The organism is Lactobacillus sp. UMNPBX4 (genome assembly GCF_002554115.1).
GTDB classification, from domain to species: Bacteria; Bacillota; Bacilli; order Lactobacillales; family Lactobacillaceae; genus Lactobacillus; species Lactobacillus gallinarum.
The window spans coordinates 15,099-30,386 of record NZ_PCZF01000025.1 but is presented as its reverse complement, the minus strand read 5'-3'; the positions used below and the strand labels follow the sequence as shown (position 1 = coordinate 30,386).

Sequence of the window (15,288 nt, the reverse complement as noted above, 5' to 3'; positions counted from 1 at the left end):
GAATCTCAAAACAAATTTGCATCATTCGTTCAACAAGTCGACAAATCAAAAGTTGTTAACGCATCCATAATGAAATATATTATTAGTATAAGGTTTTACCTGTATTTTAAAGAAAACAAAGAAGGTGCTAGGTAAATGACCAACTTTGATTATCTGAAAAAAGAGAAAAAGTTTAGCGACTTTGTAAATATAGCTATTACTGCTGAAAAAATAATTAATGTGGATGCTGCTAGTTGTATCCTTGATTGTCGTCGAGCAATGGAGATTGCGATTAAATGGATGTATTCAGTGGATACAGCATTAAGACGTCCTTATCAAGATAAATTAATTAGTTTGATGAGTTCTGATGATTTTCATGGAATTGTTGATTATGATCTATGGAGACAGTTAGACTTAATTAGAAGATTGGGTAATATTGCTGCCCATTCAGCTAGAAGAATTGAACGTGATCAAGCTGTCTTATGTTTAAAGAACCTTCATGCTTTCTTTGACTTTATTGATTATTGCTATGGTGATCATTACGAGCAAGTCCCGTTTGATGAGAAGCTATTAGGTCAAACACCATCTGCTATTGTTACTCCTGAGCCAGCTAAGATTCAAATTAGCTTAGATAGTTTAGTTAAGAAAAATAAAGGTATTCAAAAGAAACTTTCGCATCGTAGTGAAAAGAATCGTCAAGAAAAAGAGGAAAGATTTACCCCGGAAAATCCTCTTGATTTATCTGAATTCAAGACGAGAAAGATCTATATTGATACTCTCTTAATGGATGCAGGATGGACAGAAGACAAGGACTGGATTGATGAATTTGAACTTGAAGGAATGCCTAATAGTTCAAAAAGTGGACGGGCAGACTATGTGCTTTTAGATAATACTGGCATTCCTCAAGCAGTAATCGAAGCAAAGAAAACATGTGTGGATGTTTCTAGAGGTCGGCAACAGGCCAAACTTTATGCGGATTTAATTGAAAAGAAATATCATAGAAGACCATATGTCTTTCTGACTAATGGCTTTGAAACAAGATTTATCGATAATGAACATCCCGAACGTAAAGTATCTGGCTTTTACTCTAAACGTGATTTAGAGAAACTGCGTAATCTACAAAACATGAAACAAAAGCATCTTGATAATATTCAAGTGGATGAAAATATTGCTGGAAGATATTATCAAAAGGCTGCTATTAAAGCTGTTTGTGAAAGTTTCGATAAAAAGAAAAAACGCAAAGCATTGTTAGTTATGGCTACAGGTTCAGGTAAAACCAGAGTCGCTATTGGTCTTAGTAAAGTTTTAATTAATGCTGGTTGGGTTAAAAATATTCTTTTCTTGGCAGATAGAACTGCGTTGGTCACTCAAGCTAAGAGAAGTTTTGTTAATTTGTTGCCTGACTTAACTTGTACTGATTTAACCAAGAAAAAACGTAATTTAAATGCTAGATGTGTTTTCTCAACATATCAGACTATGATGGGATGCATTGATTCTCTTAAAGATGATCAAGGTAAATTATTTACTGTAGGTCATTTTGATCTAATTATCATAGATGAAGCTCACCGTTCAATTTATAACAAATATCGTGATATCTTTAATTACTTTGATGCTCCAATGGTGGGATTAACAGCTACTCCTAAGGATGAGATTGATAAAAATACTTATTCTGTATTTGAATTAGAAGATGGTGTCCCAACTTATGGATATGAATTAGCTAATGCTGTTAAAGATGGCTATTTGGTAGACTATGTTTCTATTGAGACTAAAATGAAGTTCATGGCTCAGGGGATTAAATATGATGAACTATCTGAAGCGGATAAGGAATCGTATGAGGATACTTTTGAAGATGAAAATGGTGAACTTCCGACATCAATTAATCCCTCCGCTCTTAATAATTGGATTTTTAATGAGGATACGATAAAGAAAGTTTTGAACGTTGTAATGACTCAGGCTTTAAGAGTTAATTATGGTGAAGAACTAGGTAAAACGATAATTTTTGCTCAAAACCATAAACATGCTGAAGAAATTTTGCGTATCTTTAACAAAGAATATCCAGATTTAGCTAAGGGCAAAGATGGAAGACCTTATGCACAAGTAATTGATAATTATATTAATTATGCTCAGTCTGCTATTGATGAATTCTCAGAAGGCGATAAGATGCCCCGAATAGCTATTTCTGTTGATATGCTTGATACAGGAATAGATGTGCCGGAATGCTTGAATTTAGTCTTTTTTAAGAAAGTTTATAGTAAATCAAAGTTCTGGCAAATGATTGGTCGAGGTACTCGACTTTGCCCTAATTTAATTGATGGAAAAGATAAGTCCAAGTTTTATATATTTGACTTTTGTAGTAACTTCGAATTCTTCAGAATGGGCAAAGGTCGTGAACCTAAGGCCACTTTACCATTACAAGGAGCACTGTTTAATCTAAAATTTCAATTGGTTTACAAGCTGCAAGATATTAACTATCAAACAAATCCAATGATTAGTTATCGAAATACACTAATTGACAACTTAATTAAGAAGGTAAAGCAATTAAATCGTGACAACTTTGCTGTAAGGCAGCATATTAAAGATGTTGATGAATATGCGAATAAGGTAAACTATGAAGAACTTACATACAGTGATTGCTTAGAAGTAAGAGAAGAAGTATCACCTTTGATTTTGCCAGATGAAGGGGATTCAGCTGCCTTTCGATTTGATGCATTAATTTTTGAATTAGAACTTGCCAATATTTCAGATAAACCGGCTGGTAGATATAAGACGGATATCATAAAGAAAATAACTGCAGTTTCTAAAGTTGCTAACATTCCTGAAATTGCTAATCAGAAGGACTTAATCAAAAAAGTTATTGAAACAGATTATCTTAATAGAGCGGGTATTGAAGATCTAGAATATATTAGAAAAGCTTTACGTGATTTAATTAAATATATTCCTAAGAATTCAATAACCTTTGATACAGACTTTAATGACGAAATATTGGATACTTCTGTTAATGAAGCTGAGTATAATACAGATACTTTAAAGAACTATAGAGCTAAAGTAGAGTACTACATTAATCAGCATCAGAAAGATAATCAGGTTATTGCTAAATTGAAGAGCAATCAGCCGTTAACAGATGCCGATCTAAAGAATTTAGAGAAAATATTCTGGAAGGATATTGGTACTAAAGAAGATTACACTAAAGAATATGGTGATCAGCCATTAGGTGAATTTATTCGTAGTATTGTGGGATTGGATATGAATTCAGCTAAAGAAGCATTTGCTGAGTATCTGAATGATAAGTCTCTAAATTCAAGGCAGATTTATTTCTTAAATCAAGTAATTGAATATATTGTTAAGAATGGTATGATGAAAGACTTATCAGTATTGCAAGATTCACCATTTATTGATCAAGGTAATATAATTGAGTTATTTGGCGACAATAAGACATTATGGTTAGGAATAAAAGAAGTTATTAATAATATCAATCATAACGCGGATGTTGTAGCTTAATGGGATTTAAATAATGCTAAATTACAAAAATTTAAAACATAGTGAGAATGAAATGCCAACTTGGGATGGGTTCTTAGGTCCAACTTTACAAGTAGCTTCAATGAAGAAACATTGGCAAATTCGTGAATTAGAACATGCAGTTATTAAAGCAATAAATTTACCGGAAAACTTAGTTAACTTACGATATGCTTCTAAATATCATGATCTGATTGCACAAAATAGAGTTAACTTTGCAATAAGCGATCTAAAAATTTCCGGATTATTGAATTGTCCCAAGCGTGGTCATTATGAAATCAGTGATTTAGGCAAGCAGACACTGGTTAAGTTGGGTACTGATATTACAGCCAAATATGTTCACTCTTTACCGATGTACATTGACTATCAGAATAAGCGGAGGCAGAATAAATCTGATGATAAAGCGGATAATGATATTCAATCTCTTGAGTTGACGAAGGGACAGATTCATAACTGGTTTGATAAACAAAAGGAGAATTTATCTGATGCACTTTTAACTAAGTTAAGAGAAACAGATCCCTTTGTTTTTGAACATATGATGATTGAGCTTATGACTAGAATGGGCTACAAAGGTGCTGATGGTAAAGCTTTTGTTACTCAGAAATCTAATGATGGTGGAATTGACGGAATCCTAAATCAAGATGCGCTAGGACTGAGAAAGATTTATGTTCAAGTGAAACGATATGCTGAAGATAATACTGTCGGTCGGCAAATAATTAGTCAGTTTCATGGTGATTTGGACCTACAAGGAGCTGGCTCTGGTGTATTTATTACAACATCTTCATTTACTAGAAGTGCAGAAGAAGCTGGTAAGAAGTTTAATATTAAATTGATCGACGGTGAGACTTTAACTAAGTTGATGATTGAATATAAAGTGGGCGTTCAAGTTCAGGATACTTTTGAATTACTTGAAATTGACGATGACTTCTTTAAGAAAGAAAATTAAGCTAAAAAATAGTATCCCGTAATTTAAAGGAGATACCATTTTTAAATGTCTCATTTCTTATCCTTAAAATTAATCACCTTAGAAGGATCAATTTTAGTTCTACTCTTATCCTTTTCCGCTATTTCAGAATCAATTTTAGGAAAGAGAGCATTCCAGAATTCCGTAACAGCATCATTTTCATATTTTTCTTTAGGATCTTCTTTTGTATGACCGTTCTCATCAACGGCTTGTGGACCTTTGTACTTATCTTGTTCAGCCTTAGCCAACATTGCCGTTGCAAAACTATTAACTTTAATCTGTTTTCGCGGTTTATTCTTTGGTCGTTTATTTTTATCAGGTAAGTCTGTTACTTTTTTCATGAGTTCTCCTTAAATTATAATATAATCTTGAATCATTTGATGAAAGGTATCAACCTGTCATTTTAGTAAAAATATGTATAATAAGAGGCACTGCATTTAAGTGGTGCCTTTTTGCTTAAGCAAATTGTCTAGGGTTTACATCATGAGCAGTTCCAACAAGCTGTATTTTTTCCCGAAGATGGTGTGTTTGTCGGGAACCAAATGATAGGAGTTCTTCAATCTCTTCATAAACTTGTTAGTGAATAATTTTTTCTTTTGCCCATAAAGCGTATGTTGATTCAGCCATTGTTCTGCTTGATTTCTTGATAGATATTTCATAAAATCTTCCTTTATGTTATTCAGAGCGCAAGTACTTTGGCTGTACCTCTATACACCACTATTGTAGTTCTTTGAGTATTGAATGTATAAAAATTTATAGAGGGCATAAAGATAGACTATCTTCATAAAAAAAACCAAAATAAGAATTAAAGGTATATATTTATGAGGTAAAATTATGAAACTCAATAAAAAAATCATCTTAGTTTCAGCTGCAGCTTTAATGGCATTGAGTCCAGCTATCGCTTTGACTCAAAACAATGAGCCGGTTTTTGCAGCTAGCAAGAAAGCCGCCAAAAAAACAATTAAAACTAGTGCAAATGGTATCACGCTTTATAACAAAAAGGGTAATTTTTATACTGGCAAGAAAAAAGTTAAGAGTAATAGCACAATTAAGACTTATGGTAAGCCTGTTTGGATTACTAGTCGCATTTCACTTCTGTCAAGCGATAGTTTTCCAATAATCAGAATTAATAATGGTCAAAATTACGTGTGGCTTGGTGACAATGGTTATATTAAGTCTAATTGCTTAGGCAGTATTAGCAACAAGGGTGTAATTAATATTGCTCGTAAAGGTTACGTTTATGACAAAAACGGCAAGCGTTTGAAATCATATCGTGGTGGCAAGGCAACTGTAACTCGTAATCAAAAGATTAAATATGCTGGCAAATTGACAGAAACTTCACGTGAACTTTACTATTACGTTGGCAGCGGTGCTTATGTTAAGGCAAAAGATGTAAGCCAAGTTGCCGGTAAAAATGTAATGTTCTTGAAAACCAACACTTATGTCTACAACAAGAAGGGTCAACGTATCAAGAAACAAGGTACTTTAAGAAAAGGTACTTTAGTGACATACAGTGGTAGTGTCAAAGCAGCTAGTTCATCAGATGATTTCTTCTTCTACCCAAGTGAATCTTCTAATAAAGATCCACAAGCTTTGAAACAATACAAGATTAAAGGGAAAGTTTACTACGCTTTAGGTGGCGGTCGCTACGTTAAGGCAGTGAATGTAAGTAAAATCAATGGTCAATATGTCTTCACGAAGCAACCAACTTATGTAGTTCCACGTGCTGATATGTATGTTTTGAACAAAGATTTAAAGGAAACTTCTAAAGTTGTTCGTGCTGTTAGCAAAGTTAAGATTGATCAGGTTTTGCTCGATACTGACTACACTAACCCACAATTGTATGTCAGAATAGCTGGCACCAAGGACCAATTCTTGTACTGGACTGATGCAGGTGATTATCCAGATGAAGATGAGGGTAATTTTAGCTTTAGATTCTTCATGGATGATAATCATAATTTTGCGGAATCAACTCAATCGTTGGTTACTTTTAAACAAGGCCTAGAAAAGACTACACCACTTTACAATGATCAAGGTCAGCTAGTTGATTTAGGTGGCAAATATTTGGAAAAGGCAGCTCGTGGCAACTTTTTGCCTGAGAACAATTATCAGGTTGATTATGCTCGTTACATTTGGGTACCTAGTGAAAAGAAAGCAGAACTTTTCTATCACTTAATTGGTACTACTTTTTCAATGCGTGATCCACATAGTAAATATGAATACACTTGGGTTAAGCAAAATATTGGTAGTGTCTATGTAAAGGCGAGTGATGTTACTTTCAAAGGTTTGAAAGTTAAGACTCAAAATACTGCAGAAGAAGCTACCAAGTTAGCTGAAAAGTAGAAAAATATTGAAGCGCTTTCGTTTGACGGTGCTTTTTATGTCAATAAAAAATTCTAAAATATTTATTGACAACAGCTAAAAGAAATATTGATATAACATTAAATTCATTTAAGAAAGGAGTCACATATCATGTTAGAATCACAAAGCGCATTAACAGTAGAATTACGACGCCGCCACCAAAATGATGGTTTATTTGTGATCCTAAATTATGGTGTGCGGCGATCCTAATCTCAGATAATTGATTTACTAATTATTCTATGAAGGTTCACATTCCTTAATTGGGATGTGGGCCTTTTTTTATTTTTTAGAAAAGAGAAACGACTATGAAAGCTATTAAATTTATCAGTACTACCGGTTTACTTATTGGTGCAGCTTTAAGTTTAACTGCATGTGGTCAGAATAATAAGAATGCAGCCAAGACTGCGAATAAGTTTCCTGAACAAACCCCACAAAAAACAGCAAAACAGGGCAGGACTTTAACCTATGCTATTGAAACTGATACTCCTTTTAAAGGGATTTTTGATAGTCAGTTATCAGTTGATCAAGTGGATTCAGACGTAATGCAATTTGGTAATGAGGCTTTGTTCGATACTGATAATCAATATAAGATTACTAATAAAGGCCCAGCTACTTTTAAATTAGACAAGAAAGCCAAGACAGTAACAATTACTGTTAAGAAAGGAGTTAAGTGGTCCGATGGCAAGCAAGTGGTTGCTAAGGATTTGGAATATCCATATGAAATGACTGCCAATAAAGCTACCAACAGTCTACGGTACTCAGATTCTCTAGCTAATATCGTAGGAATGAAAGCCTATCACAATGGCAAAGCGAAAACTATTTCAGGCATAACTTATCCTGATGGTGAAAATGGCAGAACTATTGTCATTCATTTTTTAGCAATGAAGCCAGGGATGTTGCAATCTGGTAATGACTATTTTATTGAAACGGCGGCTCCATATCATCATTTAAAGGATGTACCTTTCAGTAAATTAGCTTCATCAGATCAAATCAGAAAAGATCCATTATTCTTTGGACCATATAAAGTTAGCAAAGTTGTCAGAGGTCAGTCAGTAACTTGGGTTCCCAATAAATATTATTGGAGGGGTAAACCAAAGTTGAATAAGATTGTGGCGCAAGTTGTTTCGACTAAATCAGCCAGTCAAGCGATTAAGAGTCACAAGTTTGATATTGCAGATGTAGTTAACTCTGATTGGCAAGCCGTTAAGAACGCTAAGAATACTAACTTTATTGCTAAGATCTCTCTTGCATATAGTTACTTAGGCTTCAAAGTCGGGAAGTGGGAGAATGGCAAGAATGTCATGGATAAGAATGCCAAGATGAACAATAAATCTTTGCGTCAGGCAATTGCCTATGCCATGAATATTAATCAAGTTGAAAAGAGATACACGCAAGGTTTGACTTTCAGAGTGCCAACTTTGATTCCTGCTCAATTTGGCGATTACTTCGATAAGAATGCTAAAGGTTTTCCATACAATTTAAAGAAAGCCAACCAATTATTGGATAAAGCTGGCTACAAGAAAAAAGGCAAATGGAGGGTTCAACCTAATGGCAAGCCTTTGAGTATTCACTTGGCCGCAATGACAGGTTCCGCAGTGCAAGAGCCGATTATTCAGAATTATATTCAACAGTGGCGTAAAATCGGCTTGCATGTAAGCTTAACTGGTGGCAGATTAATTGAGTTCAATTCCTTCTACGACAAACTGGACCACGATGATAAAAATGTCGATATGTTTATGGCAGCTTGGTCATTGTCATCAGAGCCTTCACCAAGAGGGATGTACAGCGAAACTAACCCAATGAATGACTCTAGATTCGTTACCAAGGAAAACAATAAATTGCTTGATGAAATTGATTCTACTAAGGCATTCAATCACAAGTACCGGGTAGCAGCTTTTCATAAATGGCAACAATATATGAATGATGAAGCTTATATTGTACCAATGACTAACTCTTATGCGATTCAAGCTGTTAATAATAAGATCGTGAACTACTCGTTAAAACCAGCAGCTGCAAATAGTGTTTGGTACAAAGTAGGCTTTAGTAAGTAGTTAATTTCTTAACGTTAAAGATGGTGTTCGTTTGAATTATGAGACTGGTAATAGTCGAATAGAATAAAAAGAAAATGATTCAATACCACTCAAGGTACTGAATCATTTTTAATTTGCAATCAAAATTTTCCAAAGTGAACTGCTAGTGTACCAGTTCTGGGGCTGAATAGCCGCTAAGCTAGCTACAATGATGAAGATGCCACCAATGGCAATAGATAAGGCAAAGATGTAATTAACCATGGTGAACTGCGAACTTTCATTAATAGATTGGCGCAAAATATGGATAGCAAGTGCAACTAAAATCATCCCTATTGAGATACCGATTTGGTAAAAAACATACATCAACTTTTCCCCAGTCTTTTTAAATCTGTTAAATATTATATGATTTTTTGAATAGTAAACAAAAATTAAAATTAAATTTGACTTATATTAATAAGTCTATTATTATTCACACTAAAGTATGATGTTTCATGAATGAGAGATATATAAATGGATTGGACCATTATACAGCAGGCATTGCCAGCATATGGGCATGGCTTCGTTCTTACCGTTTGGCTCTCATTGGTTGGGATTATTGGCTCAATCATTGTTGGAGTCATTGCAAGTTTGCTGCAATATTTTAAGACCCCGATCTTAAGTCAGATTGCAACAGCTTATGTCGAATTGGCACGCAATACACCGCTTTTAATTCAACTTTTCTTTTTGTATTATGCATTTCCAGTAATTGGTTGGCGAATGTCATCAATTACTGCCGGAATTATCGGTTTGATTTTCCTTGGGGGAGGCTACATGGCTGAAGGGTTCACCGGTGGCTTCCAAGGGGTAACGGATAGTCAAATCAATTCTGGCGAAGCTTTAGGAATGAATCGCTTTCAATTAGCAAGATACGTTGTGTTCCCGCAAGGATTTGCCTTAAGTATGCCAGCTTTGGCAGCTAATGTGATTTTTCTTATTAAGGAAACATCTATCTTTACAGTGATTGCGATTCCAGAATTGACTAATACCGCATTGGACCTAATAGGAATGTATTACCGGTCTAACGAATATCTTTTAATGTTGGTTATCGGCTATGTGATTATTATGATTCCAGTAATTTTGCTTTTAAACTGGCTAGAAAGGAAAGTTCGTTATGGCGCATTCGGGGATTAATGTCTTATTTAGCGGCAGCAACTTTGATCGGCTATTAGTTGGTTTATGGACCTCTATTTGGATTGCTGCTTTGTCAATTATCATTGGATTGCTTATTGGAACTATATTCGGTGTTCTTCGGACAATGCCGAATAAAATAATTCGTTGCATTTTAAGAGTCTACATGGAGATCTTTAGGATTTTACCTAGTGTAGTTCTACTTTATTTGGTTTATTATATTTTGCCTCGTAGCTTGCATATTAATTGGCCGGGTACTTGGATGGCAGTCTTAGCTTTTTCGCTTTGGGTAGCAGCAGAGTTCAGCGATATTGTTCGTGGGGCTTTGCAATCCGTGCCATTAGCTCAAAAGGAAAGTGGCTTGGCATTGGGTTTGAGTAAGATGCAGCTTTTCTTGTATGTTTTGTTGCCTCAAGCATTCAAATTAGAGTTACCAGCTACGATCAACTTAGCAACAAGAGTAATTAAAACAACTTCTATTTTAATGTTGATCAGTGTAATGGATGTTATCAATGTAGGACAACAAATTATTGAAGCAAATAATCAAAAATTCCCAACAGGTGTTTTTTGGGTTTATGGTTTGATTTTCTTCTTTTACTTTATCCTGGATTATCCTTTATCAGTATGGGCAAAGAGTTTAATGGCAAAGCAAAAATAGGTGAGAAAAATGACTGAAGAAATTTTAAAAGTGGAACATCTAAACAAGTTTTATGGTGACTGGCAAGCACTTCACGATATTAGCTTTAATTTGAAAAAGGGTGAAGTTTTGGCGATTCTGGGTCCCTCAGGTTCAGGTAAATCAACACTCTTAAGAACACTGAATGGTTTGGAAAATTATAAAAATGGTGAGATTGTCTTTCATGGTAAAAAGGTCCAGTCCTCTCCAAAAGAATGGCAAGCTATTCGACAAAAGATTGGCATGGTTTTTCAATCATATGATCTTTTTCCAAACCTAACAGTAATGCAAAATATTCTTTTGGCACCTACAAAGGTCCAAAAACGGGATCGAGCAGAAGTAGAACAAGAAGCACATCATTTGTTAAAACGGGTAAATATGGATCAATATGCTGACACGTATCCTCGAGAATTATCTGGTGGTCAACAACAAAGAGTGGCAATTGTCCGTACTTTAGCTATGAAGCCTGAAGTTATTCTACTTGATGAAATTACTGCATCTCTTGACCCTGAAATGGTTCGTGGTATTGAAGATATTGTTAAAAAACTTTCAGAAAATGATCATATGACAATGATTTTAGTTACTCACCAAATGAACTTTGCTAAACGTGTCGCTGATCAAGTCCTCTTTTTGGAAAAAGGCAGGATTATTGAAAAAACTCCTTGTGAACAGTTCTTTACTGAATCACAATCTGAAAGAGCTCAGCAATTCCTCACTGATATGGACTTCTAGGGGGATGAAACTATGAGTGGACGAAAGATATTCAACACTATTATTAGTGTAATTGCCGCTGTCGTAGTGTTAGCTTCAGCTTATATGGGTTTAACTAAACCATATCTAGCTCGTTCTGCTGGTGGTAGCGGTTGGAGTAACAATAATAGTGTGACCCAAATTAAGCGTCGAGGTTATATTCGAATTGGTGTTTATGGCGACTTACCACCATATGGTTGGGTTAACTCTCAAGGTAAACGGGTTGGTTTTGATTTGCGACTTGCACGAGAATTAGCTAAAGAATTAGGTGTGAAACCACGATTTACCCAACTTAACGGAAATAACCGGGTTGACGCATTGAATTCTAATAAAGTAGATATGGTCTTAGCCAACTTTACCAAGACTCCAGAAAGAGCAGAAGTAGTAGATTTTGCCCATCCTTACATGAAAGTATCAACTGGTGTCGTTTCACCTAAGAGTCACCCGATTACCAGTGAAAAGCAATTGCGAGGGAAACAATTGATTCTTTTGAAAGGATCAACGGGTGAAAATTACTTTGCTAAGCGTCCTGGAATAAAGCTTTTACGTTTTGATTCAGAAACCCAGCAATTTAATGCAATGAAAAATAAGCGAGGAGCTGCATTAGCTGATGATAACTCCTACTTATATGCCTGGATTAAAAAGAATCCGCAATATGTAGTCGGAATTAGATCAATTGGTCCTCACCAATTTATTGCACCTGCTGTTAAGAAGGGTAACAAATCTTTATTGAAGTGGACTAATAAACAAATCGATCGTTTGACTGCTGAAGGTTTCTTCAAGAAAGATTACCAAATTGAACTTAAACCATACTTTGGTAAAGGAATTGTGCCTAGCGACATTTTGCTAAAGTAGACTAAAAAGGAGAATCAATTCAAAGTTTGAATTGGTTCTCCTTATTTTATGCCGAAATATTTTTTAGCCGCATCGCTCATCTTATTAGGTGACCAGACCGGGTACCAAACGAATTCTACATCAACATTTTTAACTTACTCGACTTGTCCAACTTCTTTTCAAAGATTTCATCTGGGGTATGATATGCTAAGATCTTTCTCGGCAGTGAATTGCACCAGGTTTCAATATTAATGATGTATTGAAGATGTCGTTCCAGTGCTCGCTGTATTGTTTTTGAAGCGTTCTAAAAGCATGCATGACACTGGCAGCGGTCTTATCGGGAATCCGCAAGATTAAAAACTCGCGACTCATTCGCTCAGACAAAGTCAGCAGTACTTGATCATCTCTAGTCTTATGTCCTAAAACCAGATCGCATTCCCAATGGCCGAACTCTTTTCGATCGTTGATATCTTGTGGACGTTCTTCAATGCTTCGGCCAAGCTTTCTCTTATTTTTGCGGATGCGATGAATTTTAGTGTTGCGTTTTAACTTTTCGGGCAAATCACAGTTTCTGATATCCATTAATCCTTGATCGACATAGTTATACAGGGTTCTAGTACAAACCGTTTGATTACTAGAAAATTCTCCTATAGCCAAACTGCGATTGGCACATACATCAAGCGACCAGTCGTCTTCAGAGAAATGCTTGTTAACATATTCGATAAAATCAGATTTCTTCAAGAGGTCTGATTTGCGGCCACAATGGTATCGATTAGCCCGATAAACGCTTTGACCGTGATCAGCCTTGTACCGCCTCTGTTTGCCATGATAAAGAGAAACAGTACCGCGTTTGACTTCATATCTGATGGTAGACGGGGAACAACCAAGTTCACGTGCAATAAGCCGTCTTTGATACGAGTTTGGATAATAACCCGCTCTTCGAATGATAAGTGTTTGCCTTTAATGCGCTGATTCATAGTAGAATATAAAGAGTCCATTTGTGACCTCCAATAGAAGTTTTTGTGGTTATTAACATTCTATCAAACAGGCCCAGATGGGCTTTTATTTTTTTACAAAGTGTTCAATTTAATTTTACAGTCGGCGTAATTAAAAATCATGAATTGGAGGGGAAAATATGAATGAGGTGATTTTGCCGCGCAAACGCTGGCAACAGATCTTTAACGTGCAAATGATTTTTGCACTAATCGTAACAATTTTAGAAATGATTCCTAAGCGAGGACACACTGCAGGTAATATTTTTCAGTTAGTATTCTTATGCTTAGTCATTGGTTTAAATTTTTACGTTCAATTTAAGCGTAAAAATCCTAGCAAGCTTAATCATGAGATTACTCGCTGGATAACTCTCTGGCTGTTTAACGGTTATTTCATTGATGTCTGGTTAGCAACAGGTAATTATTTATTACTTTTCAAACTTCTTGCCCCAAGCCCATGGGTCTTCGTGCCAAGTCTTCAATACATCGTATTGTTCACTAGAGATATGACCTGATTCATTTTCCTTCTTAAGAAGTTCTGGGTAAGAAAGAAGTGGAGCATATTTAACGCCGCTCTTGGCAAAGTTTTCTTTTGCGTCTGGCAAGTAGTAGGTGAAGATTGAAGATACGCCGATTACGTTGCCACCGTCTTTTTCAGTTGCCTTAACAGCGTTCAAAACTGAACCACCAGTAGTGATTAAGTCGTCGATTAAAACAATCTTATCATCCTTTGAGAAACGACCTTCAATTTGACGACCCTTACCGTGATCCTTTGGCTTTGGACGAACATAAATCATTGGAAGGTGTAACTTGTCAGCAACCCAAGCTGCGTGAGGGATGCCGGCAGTTGCAACACCACCGATAATGGTTGCTTCAGGGAATTCCTTGGCAATCAAGTTGGCTAAGTCGCTGGCAATCATGTCGCGTAATTCTGGGTAAGATACAGTCAAACGCAAGTCAGTGTAGATTGGTGAAAGCATCCCACTTGCATAGGTAAATGGTTTGTCAGGTGAGATAGTGATGATTTTTTCTTGGATAAGTTGAGAAATAATTTGATCTTTATGCATTTTAATTAAACTCCTTCTTGATTGCTTCATAAGCAGCTTCTGGATCACTGGCTAAAGTGATAGGGCGGCCAACAACGATGGCACTTGAACCCCATTCCTTAGCATCGGCTGGTGTTGCAACTCTTGATTGGTCATCCTTGGCGTTGCCCTTTGGACGAATGCCGGGAGTGACATATAAGAAATCGTCGCCGATTGCTTCGTGCAATTCTTTGACTTCAAGTGGTGAACAGATAACGCCGTCTGCACCGGCAGCTTTTGCCATCTTTGCCAGGCTGAGTACTTGTTTGTCCATTGGTAAAGAACAGTTTTGTTCGTGGGCTAAAACATCGTCTGAAATTGAAGTCAATTCAGTGACAGCCAAAAGCTTAGGTACGCTCTTGCCAGCGGGTGTGCCAGCGATTAAGCCGTCTTTAGCGGCCTTGATCATTTGACTGCCGCCAAGTGCGTGCACCGTAGTAAAGGTGATGCCGAGTTTTGCCAAAGCCTTAGCACCGTTATAAACAGTGTTTGGAATGTCATGCATCTTAAGGTCTAAGAAGATCTTGTAGCCTTGATCGGTTAATTTTTTAACTACATCAATGCCGGCATTATAGAACAATTCCATGCCAACTTTGATAAAAACATTTTCCGGTTTGCCTAGTTTTGACAAAATTTCGTGTAATTTTTCTTCATTGTCCAAATCGAGGGCAACGATAACAGGTCTAGTCATTTTTCCTCCACAAAAAAAGTCTATACGTGGCGCAGAGAGACACCAGGTATAGACTTTCCCCAGATAATTTAAGTCAATATTTTGAACTTGCGGTCTCTCTGTACCGTTTAAAGTTTGATCAAAACGAAGTTTAACACCATCGAAAATAAAATACAAATAAAATTTTAGACTTTTAAAAATCAAAAAAGGCGTGTACAATCTGTTCTAAAAAATAAGCGAATGTCCGTGAGCATTCATTTTTGGAGG

At 36.0% G+C, this 15,288-nt stretch carries 14 protein-coding genes and 2 pseudogenes; 9 read left to right on the top strand and 7 right to left on the bottom strand.

Translation table 11 applies throughout. The annotated features are described in order from the left end of the window. Positions 1–135: 135 nt before the first annotated feature. Positions 136–3,477, top strand: a complete 3,342-nt coding sequence (locus tag CP355_RS06250) for a DEAD/DEAH box helicase family protein (RefSeq protein ID WP_098044131.1) — start codon at positions 136–138, stop codon at positions 3,475–3,477. A gap of 13 nt (positions 3,478–3,490) precedes the next feature. Beyond that, positions 3,491–4,438 (top strand): restriction endonuclease, encoded by a 948-nt coding sequence (locus CP355_RS06245; protein ID WP_098044130.1) that lies wholly within the window; start codon positions 3,491–3,493, stop codon positions 4,436–4,438. Positions 4,439–4,488: 50 nt separating this feature from the next. On the opposite strand, the gene CP355_RS06240 is transcribed toward CP355_RS06245, so the two are convergent. Both CP355_RS06240 and CP355_RS06235 read right to left on the bottom strand, forming a co-directional pair. Then, positions 4,489–4,797 (bottom strand): hypothetical protein, encoded by a 309-nt coding sequence (locus tag CP355_RS06240; RefSeq protein ID WP_098044129.1) that lies wholly within the window; start codon positions 4,795–4,797, stop codon positions 4,489–4,491. A gap of 135 nt (positions 4,798–4,932) precedes the next feature. Beyond that, entirely contained in the window at positions 4,933–5,115 is a 183-nt protein-coding gene (locus tag CP355_RS06235) for a hypothetical protein (protein WP_233186992.1), read from the bottom strand. 175 nt (positions 5,116–5,290) lie between these two features. Here CP355_RS06235 and CP355_RS10515 point away from each other — a divergent pair, with 175 nt between their 5' ends. Both CP355_RS10515 and CP355_RS06220 read left to right on the top strand, forming a co-directional pair. Further along, a complete protein-coding gene (locus CP355_RS10515) occupies positions 5,291–6,799 on the top strand; it encodes an SLAP domain-containing protein (RefSeq protein WP_233186991.1) in 1,509 nt (502 codons plus the stop codon). 323 nt (positions 6,800–7,122) lie between these two features. Continuing rightward, entirely contained in the window at positions 7,123–8,868 is a 1,746-nt protein-coding gene (locus CP355_RS06220) for an oligopeptide ABC transporter substrate-binding protein (RefSeq protein WP_098044128.1), read from the top strand. Between the two features lie 108 nt (positions 8,869–8,976). Here the strand turns inward: CP355_RS06220 and CP355_RS06215 are convergent, their stop codons facing one another. Next, on the bottom strand, positions 8,977–9,210 hold the full coding sequence (locus tag CP355_RS06215; protein ID WP_013438316.1) for a hypothetical protein: 234 nt from the start codon (positions 9,208–9,210) through the stop codon (positions 8,977–8,979). 147 nt (positions 9,211–9,357) lie between these two features. Here CP355_RS06215 and CP355_RS06210 point away from each other — a divergent pair, with 147 nt between their 5' ends. Genes CP355_RS06210 through CP355_RS06195 form a run of 4 tightly spaced genes read left to right on the top strand, consistent with a single transcriptional unit; the run spans position 9,358 to position 12,295 of the window. Beyond that, entirely contained in the window at positions 9,358–10,017 is a 660-nt protein-coding gene (locus CP355_RS06210; RefSeq protein WP_098044127.1) for an amino acid ABC transporter permease, read from the top strand. Continuing rightward, the gene (locus tag CP355_RS06205) at positions 9,998–10,672 is read left to right on the top strand and encodes an amino acid ABC transporter permease (RefSeq protein WP_013438314.1); all 675 of its coding nucleotides are present in this window, start codon (positions 9,998–10,000) and stop codon (positions 10,670–10,672) included. The genes CP355_RS06210 and CP355_RS06205 overlap by 20 nt, the downstream gene beginning before the upstream one ends. A 9-nt stretch (positions 10,673–10,681) precedes the next feature. Then, positions 10,682–11,422 (top strand): amino acid ABC transporter ATP-binding protein, encoded by a 741-nt coding sequence (locus CP355_RS06200; protein ID WP_098044126.1) that lies wholly within the window; start codon positions 10,682–10,684, stop codon positions 11,420–11,422. 12 nt (positions 11,423–11,434) lie between these two features. Beyond that, entirely contained in the window at positions 11,435–12,295 is an 861-nt protein-coding gene (locus CP355_RS06195) for a transporter substrate-binding domain-containing protein (protein ID WP_098044125.1), read from the top strand. A 41-nt stretch (positions 12,296–12,336) separates the two neighbouring features. On the opposite strand, the pseudogene CP355_RS10780 reads toward CP355_RS06195, so the two are convergent. Next, a pseudogene (locus CP355_RS10780) lies at positions 12,337–12,429 on the bottom strand (DNA methyltransferase); the annotation flags it as partial. Beyond that, positions 12,411–13,272: pseudogene (locus tag CP355_RS06190) on the bottom strand (IS30 family transposase). The pseudogenes CP355_RS10780 and CP355_RS06190, both read right to left, overlap by 19 nt. Positions 13,273–13,409: 137 nt before the next feature. Here CP355_RS06190 and CP355_RS06180 point away from each other — a divergent pair. After that, positions 13,410–13,781: a hypothetical protein gene (locus CP355_RS06180; protein WP_233186990.1), complete on the top strand. Its 372-nt coding sequence runs from the start codon at positions 13,410–13,412 to the stop codon at positions 13,779–13,781. Here the strand turns inward: CP355_RS06180 and pyrE are convergent. Further along, positions 13,695–14,333: an orotate phosphoribosyltransferase gene (pyrE, locus tag CP355_RS06175; protein WP_098044124.1), complete on the bottom strand. Its 639-nt coding sequence runs from the start codon at positions 14,331–14,333 to the stop codon at positions 13,695–13,697. The genes CP355_RS06180 and pyrE overlap by 87 nt on opposite strands. A 1-nt stretch (position 14,334) precedes the next feature. Then, a complete protein-coding gene (gene pyrF, locus CP355_RS06170) occupies positions 14,335–15,042 on the bottom strand; it encodes an orotidine-5'-phosphate decarboxylase (RefSeq protein WP_098044123.1) in 708 nt (235 codons plus the stop codon). Positions 15,043–15,288 lie beyond the last annotated feature (246 nt).

Bases quoted from the DNA above. Each gene is read 5' to 3' on its own strand.
- CP355_RS06240 (WP_098044129.1), bottom strand. From the start codon at position 4,797: ATGAAAAAAGTAACAGACTTACCTGATAAAAATAAACGACCAAAGAAT.
- CP355_RS06245 (WP_098044130.1), top strand. From the start codon at position 3,491: ATGCTAAATTACAAAAATTTAAAACATAGTGAGAATGAAATGCCAACT.
- pyrE (WP_098044124.1), bottom strand. From the start codon at position 14,333: ATGCATAAAGATCAAATTATTTCTCAACTTATCCAAGAAAAAATCATC.
- CP355_RS06220 (WP_098044128.1), top strand. From the start codon at position 7,123: ATGAAAGCTATTAAATTTATCAGTACTACCGGTTTACTTATTGGTGCA.
- CP355_RS06235 (WP_233186992.1), bottom strand. From the start codon at position 5,115: ATGAAATATCTATCAAGAAATCAAGCAGAACAATGGCTGAATCAACAT.
- CP355_RS06215 (WP_013438316.1), bottom strand. From the start codon at position 9,210: ATGTATGTTTTTTACCAAATCGGTATCTCAATAGGGATGATTTTAGTT.
- CP355_RS06250 (WP_098044131.1), top strand. From the start codon at position 136: ATGACCAACTTTGATTATCTGAAAAAAGAGAAAAAGTTTAGCGACTTT.
- CP355_RS06205 (WP_013438314.1), top strand. From the start codon at position 9,998: ATGGCGCATTCGGGGATTAATGTCTTATTTAGCGGCAGCAACTTTGAT.
- CP355_RS06195 (WP_098044125.1), top strand. From the start codon at position 11,435: ATGAGTGGACGAAAGATATTCAACACTATTATTAGTGTAATTGCCGCT.
- CP355_RS06200 (WP_098044126.1), top strand. From the start codon at position 10,682: ATGACTGAAGAAATTTTAAAAGTGGAACATCTAAACAAGTTTTATGGT.
- CP355_RS06210 (WP_098044127.1), top strand. From the start codon at position 9,358: ATGGATTGGACCATTATACAGCAGGCATTGCCAGCATATGGGCATGGC.
- pyrF (WP_098044123.1), bottom strand. From the start codon at position 15,042: ATGACTAGACCTGTTATCGTTGCCCTCGATTTGGACAATGAAGAAAAA.
- CP355_RS06180 (WP_233186990.1), top strand. From the start codon at position 13,410: ATGAATGAGGTGATTTTGCCGCGCAAACGCTGGCAACAGATCTTTAAC.
- CP355_RS10515 (WP_233186991.1), top strand. From the start codon at position 5,291: ATGAAACTCAATAAAAAAATCATCTTAGTTTCAGCTGCAGCTTTAATG.